General features: G+C 69.4%; 13 protein-coding genes. 9 read left to right on the forward strand and 4 right to left on the reverse strand.

What is annotated here, in order from left to right:
* Positions 1–701: 701 nt before the first annotated feature.
* Genes WT60_RS01585 through WT60_RS01600 form a run of 4 tightly spaced genes read right to left on the reverse strand, consistent with a single transcriptional unit; the run spans position 702 to position 4,746 of the window.
* On the reverse strand, positions 702–1,505 hold the full coding sequence (locus WT60_RS01585) for an ABC transporter ATP-binding protein (protein WP_038746664.1): 804 nt from the start codon (positions 1,503–1,505) through the stop codon (positions 702–704).
* The gene (locus WT60_RS01590) at positions 1,498–2,556 is read right to left on the reverse strand and encodes an iron ABC transporter permease (protein WP_060355711.1); all 1,059 of its coding nucleotides are present in this window, start codon (positions 2,554–2,556) and stop codon (positions 1,498–1,500) included. The genes WT60_RS01585 and WT60_RS01590 overlap by 8 nt, the downstream gene beginning before the upstream one ends.
* Positions 2,553–3,665 (reverse strand): alpha/beta hydrolase-fold protein, encoded by a 1,113-nt coding sequence (locus tag WT60_RS01595; RefSeq protein ID WP_060355710.1) that lies wholly within the window; start codon positions 3,663–3,665, stop codon positions 2,553–2,555. The genes WT60_RS01590 and WT60_RS01595 overlap by 4 nt, the downstream gene beginning before the upstream one ends.
* A 1-nt stretch (position 3,666) precedes the next feature.
* Positions 3,667–4,746 (reverse strand): ABC transporter substrate-binding protein, encoded by a 1,080-nt coding sequence (locus tag WT60_RS01600; protein ID WP_236860850.1) that lies wholly within the window; start codon positions 4,744–4,746, stop codon positions 3,667–3,669.
* A gap of 361 nt (positions 4,747–5,107) precedes the next feature.
* Between WT60_RS01600 and WT60_RS01605 the strand changes: the two genes are divergently transcribed.
* The 9 genes from WT60_RS01605 to WT60_RS01645 all read left to right on the forward strand — a co-directional run bounded on the left by WT60_RS01605 (position 5,108) and on the right by WT60_RS01645 (position 18,404).
* Entirely contained in the window at positions 5,108–5,971 is an 864-nt protein-coding gene (locus WT60_RS01605) for an AraC family transcriptional regulator (protein ID WP_226383092.1), read from the forward strand.
* 177 nt (positions 5,972–6,148) lie between these two features.
* Positions 6,149–8,266, forward strand: coding sequence for a TonB-dependent receptor (locus WT60_RS01610; RefSeq protein ID WP_038746675.1), 2,118 nt, complete (start codon positions 6,149–6,151; stop codon positions 8,264–8,266).
* A gap of 61 nt (positions 8,267–8,327) precedes the next feature.
* Entirely contained in the window at positions 8,328–9,533 is a 1,206-nt protein-coding gene (locus WT60_RS01615) for an isochorismate synthase (protein WP_060355709.1), read from the forward strand.
* Positions 9,530–11,164 carry a (2,3-dihydroxybenzoyl)adenylate synthase gene (locus tag WT60_RS01620; protein WP_059582656.1) on the forward strand — a complete coding sequence of 545 codons (1,635 nt, stop codon included), beginning with the start codon at positions 9,530–9,532 and terminating at the stop codon, positions 11,162–11,164. Before WT60_RS01615 ends, WT60_RS01620 begins: the two co-directional genes overlap by 4 nt.
* Before the next feature lie 48 nt (positions 11,165–11,212).
* A complete protein-coding gene (locus WT60_RS01625) occupies positions 11,213–12,088 on the forward strand; it encodes an isochorismatase family protein (protein WP_038746681.1) in 876 nt (291 codons plus the stop codon).
* A gap of 14 nt (positions 12,089–12,102) precedes the next feature.
* On the forward strand, positions 12,103–12,423 hold the full coding sequence (locus WT60_RS01630; RefSeq protein ID WP_052145050.1) for a DUF2218 domain-containing protein: 321 nt from the start codon (positions 12,103–12,105) through the stop codon (positions 12,421–12,423).
* Positions 12,424–12,483: 60 nt separating this feature from the next.
* Positions 12,484–16,443, forward strand: a complete 3,960-nt coding sequence (locus WT60_RS01635) for an amino acid adenylation domain-containing protein (protein ID WP_236860851.1) — start codon at positions 12,484–12,486, stop codon at positions 16,441–16,443.
* Between the two features lie 4 nt (positions 16,444–16,447).
* The gene (locus tag WT60_RS01640) at positions 16,448–17,239 is read left to right on the forward strand and encodes a 2,3-dihydro-2,3-dihydroxybenzoate dehydrogenase (protein ID WP_038746687.1); all 792 of its coding nucleotides are present in this window, start codon (positions 16,448–16,450) and stop codon (positions 17,237–17,239) included.
* A gap of 64 nt (positions 17,240–17,303) precedes the next feature.
* Entirely contained in the window at positions 17,304–18,404 is a 1,101-nt protein-coding gene (locus WT60_RS01645; RefSeq protein WP_059645555.1) for a 3-deoxy-7-phosphoheptulonate synthase, read from the forward strand.
* Positions 18,405–18,446: the final 42 nt, after the last annotated feature.

The following is an 18,446-nucleotide window of genomic DNA, read 5'->3' on the forward strand; positions in this document are numbered from 1 at the left end:
ATGTTTGACAGAAGACGATTCGATTGAATCGAACTTGCAACACGGGGAAGCGGCGGGCCTGCGCCGAAAGAGTTATCCACCCCAAGCTCTGGAAATCCTCGGGATAACTCGTCACCCTGCCTGTGGACCATATCTTGATAAGGCGAGCCGTGCTTAAAAGCGCGTCGAAGTTATCCTTCGCTCGTGGCGGATATTCACGCTCAGTCGATATGGTTATGGAATCGATGTCGCTCTGATGTATCAGGGAAAACCCCGGTTTTCCACAGGAATGAGTCGCCTTTGTTAACTCTTACTACGTATACATACATAAATTAAAAGAATTGAAGACGCAATGCACAGCGAAGCCCGTGTCGATCTCGAAAGCAGTCCACAAGCCACGTTGAACAAGCGCATGAAGGAAGGCATGCAAAAGACTGTGCCCAAGCGAATCCGCGAATCAAGGGAAGTGAATCGACGCGTCGTGGCGCGGCGCGCGGAATTCAGGCGAGTTCGCCCCGCTTTGCGGCTGGGTTTGGGAAAACCACGAGCCGGAGCGGTGGTTTTGTGCGATGGCTTGCGCTGCCCCGGTCCGCCGCCGCGACTTACGCGCGGACCGGCGCAAATTCGGAAGAGGGAGAATTCGACGCGAGCGGACCCGGCATGCGCGAGCACGTACGCCGGGCGCATGGCGATCGACATCGCGTCGTGAACGGAAATTGCGCTTATCGGTGCGCCATCCGGGCGCCGGCATCCGGAACGGCCCGCTCGACGAGCACGATGTGTTCGCCGTCGGCCATGCGTTCGACTCGCGCATCGACTCCATACGCGCGCCGCAGGCTCGCCGGCTCCAGCACGTCGGACGGCAAGCCGTCCGCCAGCACGCCGTCGGGCCCGAGCAGCACCATACGATCGCAGAAGCGCGACGCGAGATTCAGGTCGTGCATCGCGACGACGACGATCGCCGCCCGGCGGCCAGCCGCGTCGCGCATCGCTTCGAGCGCGAGCAATTGCCAGCGCAGATCGAGCGCGCTCGTCGGCTCGTCGAGCAGCAGAAGCGGCGTGTGCCGCACCAGCACCTGCGCGAGGCCGACCATCTGGCGCTGGCCGCCCGACAGGCTGTCGAGCGGCTTCATCGCAAGCGGATGCAGCCGCAGTTGCTCGAACACCGCGTGCAGCCGCGCATCGTGCTCGGCGCTCGACAGCCCGCCGCACGTCGCGCGCAGCGCGCCGCTCACCGCCTCGTAGACGAGGAGCGTCGACGCTTGCGGCAGCGTCTGCGGCAGATAGCCGACGCGCCGCATGTGCTCTCGGCGCGAGCCGCGCAGCAGATCGACGCGGCCGAGCGACACCGCGCCGCGCGCCCGCACGAGCCGCGCGATCGCGCGCAGCAGCGTCGATTTCCCGACGCCGTTCGGCCCGAGCACGGCCACCATGCAGCCCGGCTCGATCGGCCGCAGCGCGAGCGAATCGAGGATCTCGCGGCGGCCGTACGCGACGCTCAGGTTGTCGATGCGCAGCTCAGCCATCGCGTCTGCGCCGACTGATCAGCGTCATGAAAAGCGGCACGCCGACGAGCGCGGTGATGATGCCGATCGGCAGCACGAGGCCGCTGACGAGCGTCTTGCTGAGGATCGACGCGCCCGAGAGCATGATCGCGCCGGCGAGCATGCCGCCCGGCAGGTAATAGCGGTGATCGTCGCCGACGAGCAGCCGCGCGATGTGCGGCCCGACGAGCCCGACGAAGCCGATCGTGCCGACGAACGACAGCGCGGTGGCCGACAGCAGGCTGATGCGCACGAGCGTGACGAGCCGCAGCCGCTCGACGGCGATGCCCATGCTGCGCGCCTGCTCTTCGCCCGAGCGCAGCGCGGTCATCGACCACACGTGCGTGCTCGCCCACAGCGCGCACGCGGCGAGCACGCCCGCGAGGAGCGCGATCTTGCTCCAGCTCGCGCGCGCGAGGCTGCCCATGCTCCAGAACACGATCTGCTCGAGCGCGTTGCTGTCGGCGATGAATTGCAGCAGCCACAGCAGCGCCTCGAAGCTGAACATCAGGCCGATGCCGAACAGCACGACCGTTTCGGTCGTCGCGCCGTGTCGCCACGCGAGCCAGACGATGAGCAGCGTCGCGGCCGTCGCGCTCGCGAACGCCCCGAGCGACAGCGCGAGGTTCTCGTTCCACACGACGAGCTGCCAGCCGGCGAGCACGACGACCGACGCGCCCACGCTCGCGGCGGCCGACAGGCCGAGCGTGAACGGGCTGGCGAGCGGATTGTTGAGCACGGTCTGCATTTCCGCGCCGGCGAGGCCGAGCGCGGCGCCGACGAGGATCGCCATCAACGCGTACGGCAGGCGTACGTTCCAGAGGATCACGCGCTGCTCGAGCGGCAGGCTGTCGGGCGACAGAAGGCCGGCGACGATGTCGGCGGGCGCGAACGTCGACGGGCCGGTGGCGACGTCGATCACGACGAGCGTCGCGAGCAGGCCTGCGAGCAGCATGAGCGCGACGAGGCGGCGCGCGGCGATCGCGCGGTAGCGCGTCCTGAGCGAGAGCCGGGAGGCGGGCAGCGTGCTCATCCGCGCGAGCCGTCGGAGGCTGCCGTGGCGGGCGCGGTCGACGTTTCGGGCGCCGACGCGATGCGCACCGCGAGCGCCGCGCTCGGCAGCACGACGCTGCCGTGATCCTCGCCGGCGATCACGCGGCATTCGGCGTGCAAGCCGCGCACCGGCTGCACGCCGTGCACGAACTCGCGCGCGGAGCTGACCTGCTTGCGCGCCTGCTGACGGCGCGCGCGTTCGGGATCGGGATTCGGCGCGCCTTCCTCGAGGCTGCCCACGGTGACGAGCAGGTCGACGGGCGTATCGAGCGCCGCCGTGCGTTCGACGAAGCGGTCGCGAAACGGCACGAGCGCGCGATCGCCCCACCAGATCGACGGGCTTGCCGCGACGTAGCGCCGGAACAAGTGCGTGCGCGTGAGCATCGCGTACAGCGTGAGCAGCCCGCCGTACGAATGGCCGAACAGCGTTTGGCGGCGCGCGTCGACGGCGAATTGCCCTGCGAGCCACGGCTGCAGGTCGTGCTCGACGAAATCGAGGAAGCGGTCGGCGCCGGTGCGGATCGCGCCCGCCGATGGAAGCGCATCCGCGTCATTCGCTCGATCGTCCGCGTTGCCTTCCGACGCGTGCGCGTCGTGCGCGCTGCACGGGATCGGCGCCGGCGCCGCCGCTTCGCCCGCGAGCGGCGCGAGCGTGTAATCGGCGGCGCGCGCCTGCATGTCGTACGACGCGTCGGTTGCATAGCCGAGCGCGACGATCGCCGGCACGTCCGCCGGATCGACGCCGGGCCGCGCTGCGTGATTGCGCGCGAGCTGCGCGAACAGATGGAATGCCGCGTTGCCGTCGAGCGCGTACAGCACGGGATGGCCACCGGGCGGCGCGGGCGGCGGCGGCAGCGCGACGAAAATGCGCCGCCGTTGACCCGCGATCGATACGTCGATCCGGCGGCTTCGCGGCGTCTCGACCGCGGGCGCGTCGGCGAGGCCGGGCAACGCAACGGTGCCGCGGGTGCCGCCGCGAGCCGCGTTCGCCGGCGCCGCGCAACAAGGCAGCGGGGACAGCGAAGACAGCGCTGTGCCGAGCCCGGCGGCCAGCAGCGAGCGGCGCGCCGCGAAAGCGGGTCCGGGCATGTCAGCGCGCCTCGCTGATCCAGTACTCGCCGTTCAACGCGACCGGCTGAAAGCGCGCATACAGTTGCTCGAGCGTGCGCCGCGGATCGAGATCGGCGAACAGTTCGGGATGCAGCCATTTGGCCATCGCCTGCACCGCGACGACGTTGAACGGCGAGTTGTAGAAGTGATGCCAGATCGCGTGCGCGCGGCCTTGCCGGACCGCACGCAGCGGCGCGAACTGGGGGCGCCGCAGCGCTCGCTCGAGCGAGCGCCGCGCAACGTCGGCCGGCACGCCCGCGCCGAGCGCGATCCGTTGCGGCGCGCTTTGCAGCGTTTGCGCCGAGCCGATCGCCGTGCCGATGTAGACGGACGGCTGGCGGCTCAGCAGGTATTCGGGATTGAGCATCCCATGCTCGCCCGGGACGATGCCCTTCGCGACGTTGGCGCCGCCCGCCGCGTCGAGCAGGCGGCCCATCATGCCTGTCATCGTGTCGCAGCAGTCGGTCGCGAGCCCGACGCGGCTTTCGAGAAACACGGTCGGCGCGGCGGGCCGCGCGGCCTTCAGCCGCTGCCGGACGACGTCGAGCTGCCGCTGCCACTCGGCGTTGAACGCGGCCGCGCGCTCGGGCGAGCCGAACACCTGGCCGAGCACCGCGATGCTGCGCGGCGTGTTGCCGAGCGGATCGTGACGGAAATCGACGAACACGATCGCGACGCCGGCCGCTTCGAGCCGCGCGAGCGTTTCGCGATCGCGCTCGCCGGGGCCGTGGCCGCCGCCCAGTCCGAAGATCGCGACTTGCGGGCGCAGCGCGAGCGCGCGCTCGTCGCTGAAGCTGCCTGCCTGCGACCGGCCGATGCGCGGCACGTCGTCCAGATGCGGAAATTTGCCGCGCCACTGCGCGTAGCTCGCCGGATCGAGCTGCTCGAAGTCGCCCATCATGCCGACGAGCCGGCGGCTCGGATCGCCTTGCTCGGCGATCGCGACCGCGGGCAGCAGGCGTCCTTCGCCGAGCAGCACGCGCTCGACGTTCGCCGGCAGGCGGACGGTGCGGCCCGCAAGATCGGTGACGGTCTGCTGCGCGTGCGCGGAATGAATCAACGAAACGGTCAACCATGCGCAAAGCAGTGACCAAAATCTGCTTGTGTTTCTCACGCTATTCCCGATACGATATAAATGATAATTATTCTCATTTGATTCTAACCGAGATTGCGCCCCCGTAGCCGCGCCCGATGTTTGGCCGAGCAACGGATTGGTTTGCGTGAGCGGCGACGTGCGTCGCCGGGCCGCGGCGTCGAGGGCGCGCGAAGTGCGGGCGGGGCTGAAGAAATTGGATGCGCGCGTAGAAAACCTGTTTCCTTCCGGTCGCCGGGACCATGCGGCGCACATCGCCAAGGTCCGCGAAGTGCGGCCGGGCCTGCGCGTTCATGCGGACGACGCAATCGACGAATTCGACGCGGTCATGTCCGGCCAATGCACGGCGGGGCTGCATCTCGTGCTGCTGCTCGAAGGCGAGCTCGACGTGTCGTACGGCGATCGCCGCATCGTGCTGACGACCGCTGCCCGGCCGCACGTGCGCCCGGCGCCGCCGAGCGGCGGCCGCAAGCCGGCCGGCGAGATGCAGGCGTTCCTCGTCAATGCGGTCGAGCCGGACACGTTCAGCCGGCGCGTCAGCAAGGGCGGCTACGCACGCCGCTTGAGCCTCGGCATCTCGGGCGAATGGCTGCGTCATCTGCAGGCGGCGAGTCGCGCGGCGATGCCCGAGCGGCTGGATTCGCTGCTGTCCGCGCATCTGTCGGTGCGCTTCTGGCAGCCGACGCCGCGCGCGATCGCGCTCGCCGAGCAGATCGTGCGGCCGCCCGCGTATCAGCCGATGCTGCAGGCGATCTATCTCGAAAGCCGCGTGCTCGACCTGCTCGCCGAGGCGCTCGCGCCGCTGCAGACCGAGCAGCCTGCGATGGCGGCGGGCGCGGCGCAGGAGGCCGCGAATCTCGGTTCGCGCGGCTATCGCCGGATGGCCGAATTGCGCGCGTTCCTCGGCAGCGAGGCGGCGCAACAGCTTTCGCTCGACGACATCGCCCGCCAGATGGGCATGAACGCGAACGCGATGCAGCGCCAGTTCCGCAGCGTCTACGGCACCACGATCTTCGATTTCCTGCGCGAAAGCTGCTTGCAGCGTGCGCGGCTCGCGCTCGAGCGCGACGCGATCAGCGTCAAGCAGGCGGCCGCGCTCGCCGGTTACACGAGCGCGGCGAACTTCGCGACCGCATACAAGCGCCGCTTCGGCTTGACGCCGAAGCTCGCGCGCCGCAGCGGTCAGCACTGAGCGTCGCGCCGCGCCCCGCGGCCGGCACGCGGAGTGCGGCGTGCGAGGTACGAAGTGCGGTGACGCATGCACTCGCGTCACGCAAACAACTTCGTACCTTTCACAAATCTATCAACGCCTTTCGTCATTGATAATGGAAATGAGAATCAATTCCATTTGTCGATCAAGAAAGCCGTTATGTCGAGTCATGTTCCAGGCCTTGCGTTGAAGCCGGCGGTCGCCGCCGCCTTGTATTTGATGGGGACGTCCGCCGGATGGGCGCAGCCGGCCGCCGAGCCCGCGCCCGCCGAGGATGCGGCCGCGCTGAAGGCGATCGTCGTCACCGCCAGCCAGCGCGAGCAGGCGATCAAAGAGGCGCCCGCCAGCATCTCCGTCATCACCCGCGAAGACATCGAGGCGAAGCCGTACACGTCGTTCGCCGACATCGTCGGCAAAGTGGAAGGCGTGAGCGTCGTCGGCGCGTCGCCGAACGATCAGGACATCTCGATTCGCGGCATGCCCGGCGAATACACGCTGATCCTCGTCGACGGCCGCCGCCAGAACACGCGCGAGACGATGAACCGGGGTACGGGCGGCGTGCAGAGCAATCTGCTGCCGCCGCTTTCCGCGATCGAGCGGATCGAGGTCGTGCGCGGGCCGATGTCGTCGCTGTACGGCGCCGACGCGATGGGCGGCGTGATCAACGTGATCACGCGCAAGGTGCCGAAGCGCTGGGGCGGCACCGTCACCGCGAGCGGCGTGTTCCAGCTCGAGTCGAATCAGGGCGACACGCAAAGCGTCGATTTCTGGATCGGCGGCCCGCTGAAGAGCGACGTGCTCGGCTTGCAGGTGTCGGGGCGAGGGCTGCATCGGAGCGAGGACGACATCTACTATCCGAAAAGCGCAACGAGCGGCGCGAACGGGCAGCGCGCCGCGAGCTTCGACGTGAAGCTGACCGCGAAGCCCGCGAGCAACCAGGACATCACGCTGAACGCGGGCCACGATCAGTTCAGCTACCTGAGCACGCCGGGCAAGAGCCTCGCGCCTGCGAAGCCGGGCACGGCCGGGACGACGATCGTCGAGACGCGGCACGTGCGCGACTACTGGGGCATTACGCACAACGGCCGCTGGGGCTTCGGCAACTCGACGCTGTCGCTGTATGGCGAGCGCGGCACGCAGGAACAGTGGACGGCCGTCGCGCCGTCGCCCGTGAAACCCGCGATCACCGACACCGTGCTCGAAGGCAAGGTCGAGGTGCCGTGGTGGGGTGAGCGCAACATCCTGACGGCGGGCGCGCAGCACATCTGGTCGCGGCTGTCCGGCGCGGGGCGGCAGGATGCGGTGCCCAAGGGCTACGCCGTCAACTCGGACAGCATCCAGCGCAATTCGTGGGCGCTCTTCGCCGAGAACGATTACTTCTTCAACAGCCGTTTCACGCTGACGACGGGCGTGCGGCTCGATCACGACGAGCGCTACGGCAGCCACGTGAGCCCGCGCGCGTACGGCGTCTATAAGCTGAGCCCGACGCTCACGCTGCGAGGCGGCGTGTCCGCCGGCTTCAAGCCGCCGTCGCTGCGTCAGAGCACGGCGGGCTACTGCATGACGTCGGGCGGGGCGGCGGGCGCGGTGCCCGGCACGCTCTGCGGCAATCCGAGCCTCAAGCCCGAGACGAGCCTCAGCGAAGAGCTCGGCATTCGCTATGACCGCGGCGAGAGCCATGTGAGCCTCACGTTGTTCAACAACCTGTTCAAGAACAAGGTCGCGAGCTACGACTCCGGCGTGGCCGACCCGCGTTCGCCCGGCCGCAACATCTACGTGTACGACAACGTCGACCGCGTGAAGCTGTACGGGCTCGAAATCGGCGCGGGCGCGCGCGTGGCCAAGCAAGTGAAGATTTCGGGCGCGTACACGTTCACGCAATCTCGCCGCGAGGGCAGCGGCGAGAAAGCGTTCGACGGCAGTTCGCTCGACGGCTTCCCGCTCGACAAGACGCCGAAGCACAAATTCAACGTGCAGGTCGACTGGACGCCGACGCCGCGTCTCGATCTCTACGCGAACGTCAACTACACCGGCACCGAATACTGGGCTGCGTTCCGCAACGGCGCGCAAGGCGTGCGCGAACGGCCGTCGACGACGACCTTCGACATCGGCGGCCGCTACCGGATCGACAAGCATTTCTCGGTCAATTTCGCGGTGCTGAACCTGACGAACCGGATGGTGCCGATCGACGACCGCACGCGGGCGACCGGCCTGAGCGGCAACTGGCTCGTCGACCAGGGCCGCCGCGTCGCGGTGAGCCTGACCGCGGAGATGTAACGCGCACGCGCCGCGCGACGCGGCGCGTCGATCCAGACGATTCGAATTCGGAGGTCACAACGTGAACGCGATTCCCAAGCCGGAATTTTTATCAGTTATCCAAAATGTGCTCGACGCGTACGAGCCCGACGCGCCGTTTCTCTTCGCGACGCCAAGCCATACGCTGCTCGCGCGAGACGTCGTCGAACGCGTGCCGCATGGCGACGAGCCGCTCGGCGCGCGCGTGCAGCGTGCGCTCGCGCGCGCCCGCGAGCAAGGGCACGGCGATGCGGCGGTTGTCGGTGCGGTGCCGTTCGATGTCGAGCGGCCCACCGCGCTCAGCGTCGTGCGCGCGATGCGGCGCGGCGGCCCGCTCGCCGACGTAGCGCCGCCGCTCGCCACGCATCGTGGCGGCCACGACGCCTACGACTACGACGCGCGCGCGGTGCCGCCGGGCGCCGAATATGCGGCGGCCGTCGCGCAAGCAGTCGCGAGCATCCGCGCCGGGCATCTCGACAAGGTCGTGCTCGCGCGTACGCTCGAGCTGACGGGCGCGCGACCGGTCGACGTGCGCGCGCTGATCGAACGGCTCGCCGCGCGCAATCCGCATGGCTATACGTTCTCGGTCGACGTCGGCGATGGGCGCACGCTGCTCGGCGCGAGCCCCGAGCTGCTCGTCAGCCGCTTTCAGGGCGTGCTGCGTGCGAATCCGCTCGCCGGGTCCGCGCCGCGCAGCAGCGATCCCGTCGAAGACCGCAGGCGAGCGGACGCACTGCTCGAATCGGCGAAGGATCTCGACGAACATCGCGTCGTCGTCGATGCGGTGAAGGAAAGCCTCGCGCCGTTCTGCAAGAAACTCGCCGTGCCCGCGCGGCCGTCGCTCGTCCATACGCAGACGATGTGGCATCTGTCGACCGAAGTCGCCGGCGAGACGAGCGCCGACGCGCTGACGCTCGCCCTCGCGCTGCATCCGACGCCCGCCGTCTGCGGCTATCCGCGCAGCGAAGCGCGCGAGGCGATCCTGCGCGCCGAGCCGTTCGATCGCGGCTTCTATGCGGGCACGCTCGGCTGGGTCGATGCGCGCGGCGACGGCGAGTGGATCGTCACGATCCGCTGTGCGCAAGCGCACGGCGCGACGCTGCGGCTTTTCGCGGGCGCGGGCATCGTCGGCGATTCGGTGCCCGAAGCGGAACTCGCTGAAACGGCCGCGAAGTTCCGCACGATGCTCGATGCGATGGGCGTCGATCGCTCGGCGGCGACCGACGCGATCGCGAGGGCCGCCGCATGACGCTCGCGCATTGGACGCCGTGGCCCGACGACGTCGCGGCCGAATACCGGCGCAAGGGCTATTGGCAGGGGCAATCGTTCGGACAACTGCTCGACGCGCTTGCGCAACGGCACGGCGAGCGCATCGCGCTCGTCGAAGGCGAGACGCGCTGGTCGTACGGCCGGCTCGCCAGCGAAGCGACGCGCGTCGCGCGTGGGCTCGTCGCGCTCGGCATTCGTCCGCGCGACCGCGTCGTCGTGCAACTGCCGAATTGCGTCGAATTCTTCGCGGTCGTCTTCGCGCTGTTCAGGATCGGCGCGCTGCCCGTCTTCGCGTTGCCCGCGCATCGCAAGCAGGAGATCGGACACTTCTGCCGGCACGCGGAAGCGGTCGCGTATGTCGCGGCGGATCGGCGCGGCGGGTTCGACTACTGCGCGCTCGCGAAAACCGTGCGGGCGGAAGCGCCGACGCTCGAGCACGTATTGATCGTCGGCGACGCGGGCGAGCACGTCGCGCTCGCGGATCTGCGCGACGACGAAACGATCGCGCTGCCCGAAGGCCCCGCCGCGCACGATGTCGCGTTTTTACAGCTGTCGGGCGGCAGCACCGGCACGCCGAAGCTGATTCCGCGCACGCACGACGATTACCTGTACAGCATCCGCGAGAGCGCGCGCATTTGCGGGCTCGACGAAACCGGAGTCTATCTCTGCGCGCTTCCCGTCGCGCACAACTACGCGCTGAGCTCGCCCGGCACGTTCGGCGTGCTGTACGCGGGCGGCACCGTCGTGTTGTGCGACGGCGGCAGCCCCGACATCGCGTTTGCGCTGATCGAGCGCGAGCGCGCGACGATCGCCGCGCTCGTGCCGTCGCTCGTTCCCGTGTGGCTCGCCGCGTCGGCGGCGCGACGCGCGGCGCTCGGGAGCCTGCGCGTCGTGCAGGTCGGCGGCGCGCGATTCGACGTGACGCTCGCGCGGCGCATCGAGCCGGAACTCGGCGCGAAGCTGCAACAGGTGTTCGGGATGGCTGAAGGTCTCGTCAACTACACGCGTCTCGACGATCCGCTCGACGTCGTCGTGCAGACGCAGGGCCGGCCGATTTCGCCGGACGACGAGATCCGCATCGTCGACGACGACGATCGTCCCGTCGCGCCGGGCGAAGTGGGCCATCTGCTGACGCGCGGGCCGTACACGATTCGCGGCTACTACAACGCCGATGCGCACAACGCGCGCGCGTTCACGCCGGACGGCTTCTACCGGACGGGCGACCGCGTGCGGATGACGGCTGCGGGGCATCTCGTCGTCGAAGGGCGCGCGAAGGATCAGATCAACCGAGGCGGCGAGAAGATCGCGGCCGAGGAGGTCGAGCATCTGCTGCTCGCGCATCCGGGCGTCGTCGACGCGGCGCTCGTCGCGATGCCCGATCCGTACCTCGGCGAAAGGAGCTGCGCGTACGTGATCGGCGGCGAGCCCGCGCCGCGCGCGGCGGATCTGCTGCGCTTCCTTCGCGAGCAAGGCATCGCCGCCTACAAGGTTCCCGACCGGATCGAATTCGTCGACGCGTTTCCGAAGACGCCTGTCGGCAAGACCGACAAGAAAGCGCTGCGCAGCGACATCGCGAACCGGCTGGCCGCGGCCGAAGCGGCCGTCGGCTGACTGCGCGCGCCGAATTCCTCGACGTTCCCAAACAACTTCACCAGCGACATGGCCATTCCGAAAATCCCTTCCTATCCGATGCCGGCGGACATTCCCGAGAGTCGCGCCGCATGGCGTTTCGACGCCGCGCGCGCGGCGCTCCTCGTGCACGACATGCAGGACTACTTTCTCGACTTCTACGATCGCGACGCGGCGCCGATTCCCGATGCGATCGCAAACGTGCGCCGCCTGATCGGTTTCGCGCGCGCGAACGGCATGCCGGTGTACTACACCGCGCAGCTGCCGCGACAGGCGGCCGCCGAACGCGGGCTGCTGACCGACATGTGGGGGCCGGGGCTCACCGCGCAGCCCGAGCGCGCGTCGATCTGCGCGGCGCTCGCGCCCGCGCCGGGCGACATCGTGCTCGACAAGTGGCGCTATAGCGCCTTTCAACGTTCGGATTTCGAATCGATGCTGCGCGGCGCGCGGCGCGACCAGCTCGTGATCTGCGGCGTCTATGCGCACATCGGCTGCCTGATGACGGCGTGCGAAGCATTCATGAAGGATATCGAACCGTTCTTCGTCGCCGATGCGCTCGCCGATTTCTCCGCGCGCGAGCATCGAATGGCGCTCGATTACGTCGCGCGGCGCTGCGGCAAGGTCGCGCTCGCGCGTGAGATCGCCGACGACCGGCGAGCCGAGGCCGAGCCGGATTCGATCGAGGCCGTCTCGACGCAGGTTGCGCGGATGCTGCGGATCGCCGCGGCGGACCTTCAGCCGCACGACAATCTGCTCGACCACGGGCTCGACTCGGTGCGGATCATGACGCTCGTCGAGACGTGGCGTCAGGCGGGGCGCGACGTATCGTTCGTGCAGCTCGCCGAAGCGCCGACGCTCGCCGCATGGTCGCAACTGCTGCAACGCGCGGACCGAGTGGCCGCATGACGAGGAGAACGACGATGCGACAACCCGATACGAACGCGCCGTCGGACGCGCTGCTCGTCAGCACCGCCGAAGTCTCGGTGCCGCAGGCCGATCGCGTGCTGTTCAAGATGTGCAAGCACTACGCGATCAAGATTCCGGTCGCGTTCGACGAACATCGCGCGGCGATCGATTTTCCGTACGGCAAGTGCCACGTGCTGCGCACGGACGACGTGCTCAGCATCCGCTGCGAGGCCGATTCGATCGAGAAGCTCGAACAGATCCAGTACGTGATGGACGAGCATCTCGCGTTGATGGCGCGCAACAAGCAACTGGCCGTCGACTGGCGGCGCGCCTGACGCGCGCCGCGTTCCTTTTCTCTTTCCGCACAACGCTCCATGCAGCAAACGAGTCAACGGATGCGCGCGACGTCCGCGCAATACGGCATTTGGGTCGCGCAGCAGGTCGACCCGGAAGACCCCGGCTATCTGACGGCCGAGACGATCGAGCTCGTCGGCGCGCTCGACGTCGACGCGCTCGCCGCCAGCGTCGAAGCCGTGCTCGATCGCGCGGATACGCTGCACATGCGCTTCGAGTGGGCCGACGACGCGCTGTGGCAGCACCGTCGCCCCGAGCGCGCGCAACTGCGCGTCGTCGATTTCGCCGCGCACGACGACCCCGAGGCGGCCGCGCGCGCGTGGATGCAGGCGTCGCTGTCCGTGTGCTGCGACGTGACGTCGGACGCGCTGTATCGCACCGCGCTGCTTCGGCTGTCGCCGCAGCGCCATTGGTGGTATCTGCAGATCCATCACATCGCGATCGACGGGTTCGGCTTCAGCCTGATCGAGCAGGCGGTCGCGGCGCGCTACAACGCGCGCGTCGCGGGAGCGCCGCCGCCCGCGCTGCCCGATTGGAACGTCGAGCGCGTCGTCGCGGCCGAAGCGGCGTATCGAGAGACAGGCGGCTTCGAGCGCGACCAGACATTCTGGATCGAACATCTGCGCAATGTGCCCGCGCCCGCCGAGATCGCGCCGAAGCGGGATGTCGGCGCTACGGCGCTGCGCCGCGTGCTGACGCTTGCGCCGGAGCAGGTCCGCGCGCTTTGCGCGGCCGCCGAGCGTGCGGGCGCCGAATGGACCGCGTGGATGCTGGCCGCGATCGGCGTGTGGCTCGGCAAGCAGAGCGGGCAGCGCGATTTGACCTTCGGCCTGCCGGTGATGAACCGGCTCGGCACGCCCGCGCTCAACGTGCCGTGCATGGCGATGAACATCGTGCCGTTCGGCGTGCACGTGCGCGCGGATGCGACGCCGCGCACGCTCGCGGCCGACGCCGTTCGCCGTCTGCGCGCGATCCGGCCGCACCTGTACTACCGCTATGGCTGGATTCGCGGCGATCTCGGGCTGCTCGAGCACAACACGTTCCTGTTCAATCAGGCGGTGAATCTGATGCCGTTCGAGCGGCGGATCGCGTTCGCCGGATTGAAGAGCGATACGCAGGCGGTCAGCGGCGGTCCCGTCAAGGATCTGAACGTGACGCTCGTCGTGCGCGACGGCGCATGGCGCGTCACGCTCGAAGCGAATCCGAACGCGTATGACGACGCGCGCATGTCGGCGCTCGCCGACAGCCTCTCCGCCTGGCTCTTCGCGTTCGCCGCGCACGAGCCCGATGCGCCGCTCATGCCGCTGCTGCACGATTTGCCGCCGCCGTCGATCTGTCGCGGCGAGCCGCTCGCCGAGCCCGTCGCCGACGTGCTCGCGCTCGTGCGGCGAGCGGCCGAGCGCGCGCCGAGCCAGCTTGCGATCGAAGCGGGCGACGCGCGAATCGATTACCGGATGCTGCTCGCGCGCGTCGATGCGATCGCCGCCGCGCTCGTGCGGCACGGCGCGAACGCGCGCAGCCGGATCGCGATACTCGCGCCGCGCTCGCCGGATGCGATCGCGTCGATGCTCGCGGTGTTGCAGACCGGCGGTGCGTTCGTTCCGATCGATCCCGACGGCCCCGCGCGACGCACGGCGAGCGTGCTCGCGGACGCCGCGCCCGATCTCGTGCTGACGCATGCGCGATGGCGGCAAGACGCAGGTGCGGCGACGGCGGTCGATCTCGACGAGATCGATGCAGCCGATGCAGCCGGCGCATGCGAAGCATCCGCGGCGTCGGACGCCGACGCCGACGCCGCGCGCATCGCGCATTCGGCCGCGGCATCGGGCGTCGAACCCGATCCGCGGCATCCGGCCTATCTGCTCTATACGTCCGGCTCGACCGGCAAGCCGAACGGCGTGCTGGTCGGCCGCCGCGCGCTCGCGCAGTTCGTCGCGAGCACGCGCGCGCTGTACGGCGTCGGCCCGGCCGATCGCGTGCTGCAGTTCGCGCCGCTGCATTTCGACGCGAGCCTCGAAGAAATCTTCGTCACGCTCTGTCGCGGCGCGACGCTCGTGTTGCGCGACGACGCGATGCTTGATTCGGTCGCGACGTTCGCCGCCGCGGTCGAGCGTCTCGGCGTGACCGTGCTCGATTTGCCGACCGCGTACTGGCACGTGCTCGCGCACGCGCTCGACGCCGAATCCGCGCGCCGGCTGGGCGGCGTGCGGCTGACGATCGTCGGCGGCGAGGCCGCGCTGCCCGAGCGGATCGCGCGCTGGCGCGAGCTGCTGCCGCGGCAAATCCTGCTGAATACGTACGGGCCGACCGAGGCGACGATCATCGCGACGGCCGCGCGCGTCGGCGGCCCGGGAGCGGTCTGGCGCGCGGGCGAGGCCGTGCCGATCGGCCTGCCGCGTCCGGGCGTCGACGCGCGCATCGTCGACGCGCGGCTGTATCCGGTCGCGGTGGGGCGCGTCGGCGAGCTGGTGCTCGTCGGCGATGCGCTCGCGCTCGGCTATCTGAACGATTCCGAGCTGACCGCCGCGCGTTTCGTCGCGCTGCCGGATACGGGCGAGCGAGCATATCGAACGGGCGATCTCGCGCAATGGCGCGACGCTCAGTTGCGCTTCGCAGGCCGCGTCGATCATCAAGTGAAGATCAGCGGCTTGCGCATCGAGCCGCTCGAAATCGAAAACCTGTTGCTTCGGATGCCGAACGTGCGCGAGGCGGCTGTCGTGCCTGTCGCGCGCGGCGCGGGCGTCTGCACGCTGACGGCGTTCGTCGTCGGCGAACGCGACGTGGACGCATTGCGCGCGCTGCTCGCGCAATCGCTGCCCGCGCCGGCGATTCCCGATGGGTGGCATGTGCTCGACGCGCTGCCGCGCAATCCGAACGGCAAGACCGATCGCAAGGCGCTGCTGGCGCGTGCGGCGCAGCGCCGCGCGGATGCCGCCGGCGGCGATGCCGGCGCGAGCGAGCTGGAGCGGCAGGTGATGCAGGTCTGGCGGCAAGTGCTCGGCGACGTGTCGCTCACGGGCGCGTCGAACTTCTTCGATCTGGGCGGCAAGTCGCTGCAGGCGATCCAGGCGGCCGCGCAGCTCGCGATCGAGCTGCGCCGCGACGTGCCGGTGTCGATGCTGTTCCGCCACGCGACCGTGCGTTCGCTCGCGCAGGCGCTGACGGCGCCGCTCGCCTACCACCGCCCGCAAACCGCTCATGATGCGTTCGCGCCTTCGCTTGCGATCCAGGCAGGGCGGGCCGACGCGCCGGCGCTGATCTGCTTGCATCCGGCCGACGGCCTCGCATGGGGTTATCTGCGCGTCGCGCGCCATCTGCCGGACGTGACCGTGCACGGCCTGCAATTGTCGGTCGACGAGACGCGCGGCGCGCAGGACTTCGATGCGCTGATCGAGCGCTACGCGGCCCGCGTGCGCGCGCTGCAACCCGACGGGCCGTACCACCTGCTCGGCTGGTCGCTGGGCGGCGCGCTCGCGCACGGCGTGGCCGCGAAGCTGCGCGGCACCGGGCACGCGGTCGGCCTGCTCGCGCTGATGGACAGCTATCCCGCGTCCGCGTGGGCCGCGCATCCGATGCCGACGCTGCGCGACGCACTGCAGATCCTGCTCACGGTGAACGGCGATTTCGACACCGAAGGCGTCGCGCACGACGTGCTGCGCCAGCGGCTCCTGCGCGCGAACAGCGCGTTCGCCGCGCTCGGCGCGCCTGAGCTCGACGCGCATGCAGATCAGGTGTTGCGGCAGATGCGGCTCTTCCGCGCAAGCGAGACGCCGCGCTACGACGGCGACGTGCTGCTGTTTCGCGCCGCGCGCAATCCGGCGCACGTGCCGACTCCCGCCGCGTGGAGCGCGCATCTGCGGCCGGGCGCGCTCGCATGCCGCGTGCTCGCGTGCTCGCACGACGGGATGTCCGATCCCGCGCCGATGGCCGAGATCGGCGCGGCGCTTGCCGAGCGCCTTCACGCGAACGCGCACAAATTCGACGATTTTTCAGGAGCTTGATCCGATGAGCAGCACCTTCACCGAATTTCCCGGGGGCGTCGCCGTCGTGAGCGGCGCCGCGCAAGGAATCGGCGCGGCGGTCGCCCGCGCGCTCGCCGCGCGCGGCATCGTCGTCGCGGCGCTCGACGTGCGCGCGGACGCGCTCGCGCAACTCGCGTCCGACGCGGAATCGGCCGGCGCGCGCATTCATCCGTTCGACGTCGACGTTGCGAATGCCGACGCGGTGCGCGCGGCCGTCGATCGCATCGACGCGACGCTCGGCCCCATCGGCATGCTCGCGAACGTCGCGGGCATCCTGCGTCTTGCCGATTTCCGCACGCTCGGCGACGACGACTGGGCGCACAGCTTCGCCGTCAACACGCACGGCGTGTTCCATCTGTCGCGCGCGGTCGCGCAGCGGATGATCCCGCGCCGCGCGGGCAGCATCGTCACGGTCGGCTCGAACGCGGCGCTCGTGCCGCGCATGCGGATGGCGGCCTATGCGGCGTCGAAGGCGGCCGCGCATCAGTTCACGAAATGCCTCGGGCTCGAGCTTGCCGAACACGGAATTCGCTGCAACGTCGTCGCGCCCGGCTCGACCGATACGCAGATGCAGCGTCAGCTCTGGACCGACGAGCGCAGCGTCGACGCGGTGATCGACGGCTCGCTGCCCGCGTATCGCACGGGCATTCCGCTGCGCCGGATCGCCGATCCGGACGATGTCGCGTCGGCCGTGCTGTTCCTGCTGTCGAACGCGTCGCGCCACGTGACGCTGCACAGCCTGTGCGTCGACGGCGGCGCGACGCTCGGCGCGTGATGCGCGAGGCGCCGCGCGGCGAACACGCGCGCGACGGCTCCTTCACTTCTCTGGCTATCCGCTTATGAAAAACATCACCCTGTACCCGAACGGCGGCGTGGCCGGATCGCTCGCGGGCGTCGCGCGGCAGCGGGTCGGCATGCGGCTGCCGACGCCCGCCGCGCTGCGCCGCCGCTATCCGCTTTCGCCGACGATCCAGACGACCGTCGACGCGGGCCGGCGGCAAGTGCAGGCGATTCTCGAGCAGCGCGATCCGCGCTGGCTCGCGATCGTCGGGCCGTGCTCGATCCACGATCCGCAGGCGGCGCTCGATTACGCGCTGCGTCTCGCGCGTCTCGCGGACGCGGTGCGCGACGTGTTTTGCGTCGTCATGCGCGTGTACTTCGAGAAGCCGCGCACGACGGTCGGCTGGAAAGGGCTCATCAACGATCCGCGCCTCGACGGCAGCCACCGCATCGACGAAGGGCTCGCGACCGCGCGCCGGCTGCTGTGCGAGGTGAACGCGCTCGGGCTGCCGGCCGCGATCGAGGCGCTCGATCTCGTCACGCCGCACTACCTCGGCGACCTCGTGAGCTGGGCCGCGATCGGCGCGCGCACGACCGAATCGCAGGTGCACCGCGAGATGGCGTCGGGGCTGCTGATGCCGGTCGGATTCAAGAACGGCACGGACGGCGGCGTCGAGATCGCGATTCACGCGATGCAAAGCAGCATGCGGCCGCATGCGTTCATCGGCATGCACGACGAAGGTTATCCCGTCGTGCTGCACACCGACGGCAATCCGTATGCGCACCTCGTGCTGCGCGGCGGCCGCGACGGGCCGAACTACGACGCCGCGAGCGTCGCGGCGGCCGAGCGTGCGTTGCGCGCGAGCCGGCTGCCGACGAACGTCGTCGTCGATTGCTCGCATGCGAACTGCGACAAGCGGCATGCGCGGCAGGTTGCGGTGCTCGACGACGTCGTCGAGCAGATCTGCGCGGGCAACCGCTCGATTCGCGGCGTGATGCTCGAGAGCTTTCTCGAGGAAGGCCGGCAGTCGCTCGACAACGGCGTCGACGCGCTGCGCTACGGCTGCTCGATCACCGATCCCTGCCTCGGCTGGAACGCGACGGAAGCGGCGCTCCTCGCCGCGCGCGCGCGTCTTGCCGCTCACGTCGCGCGCCGCTGACGCATTCGGCGCGCGTTGCGCATTCATTCATCGAACCAACAG

Origin of the sequence: Burkholderia sp. MSMB617WGS (assembly GCF_001532025.2) — a bacterium.
In the GTDB taxonomy this organism is placed as follows: domain Bacteria; phylum Pseudomonadota; class Gammaproteobacteria; order Burkholderiales; family Burkholderiaceae; genus Burkholderia; species Burkholderia savannae.

Coding starts and splice junctions, on each gene's coding strand:
- WT60_RS01585 (WP_038746664.1), bottom strand. CDS start 1,505: ATGGCTGAGCTGCGCATCGACAACCTGAGCGTCGCGTACGGCCGCCGC.
- WT60_RS01590 (WP_060355711.1), bottom strand. CDS start 2,556: ATGAGCACGCTGCCCGCCTCCCGGCTCTCGCTCAGGACGCGCTACCGC.
- WT60_RS01595 (WP_060355710.1), bottom strand. CDS start 3,665: ATGCCCGGACCCGCTTTCGCGGCGCGCCGCTCGCTGCTGGCCGCCGGG.
- WT60_RS01605 (WP_226383092.1), top strand. CDS start 5,108: ATGTCCGGCCAATGCACGGCGGGGCTGCATCTCGTGCTGCTGCTCGAA.
- WT60_RS01610 (WP_038746675.1), top strand. CDS start 6,149: ATGTCGAGTCATGTTCCAGGCCTTGCGTTGAAGCCGGCGGTCGCCGCC.
- WT60_RS01620 (WP_059582656.1), top strand. CDS start 9,530: ATGACGCTCGCGCATTGGACGCCGTGGCCCGACGACGTCGCGGCCGAA.
- WT60_RS01625 (WP_038746681.1), top strand. CDS start 11,213: ATGGCCATTCCGAAAATCCCTTCCTATCCGATGCCGGCGGACATTCCC.
- WT60_RS01630 (WP_052145050.1), top strand. CDS start 12,103: ATGCGACAACCCGATACGAACGCGCCGTCGGACGCGCTGCTCGTCAGC.
- WT60_RS01635 (WP_236860851.1), top strand. CDS start 12,484: ATGCGCGCGACGTCCGCGCAATACGGCATTTGGGTCGCGCAGCAGGTC.
- WT60_RS01640 (WP_038746687.1), top strand. CDS start 16,448: ATGAGCAGCACCTTCACCGAATTTCCCGGGGGCGTCGCCGTCGTGAGC.
- WT60_RS01645 (WP_059645555.1), top strand. CDS start 17,304: ATGAAAAACATCACCCTGTACCCGAACGGCGGCGTGGCCGGATCGCTC.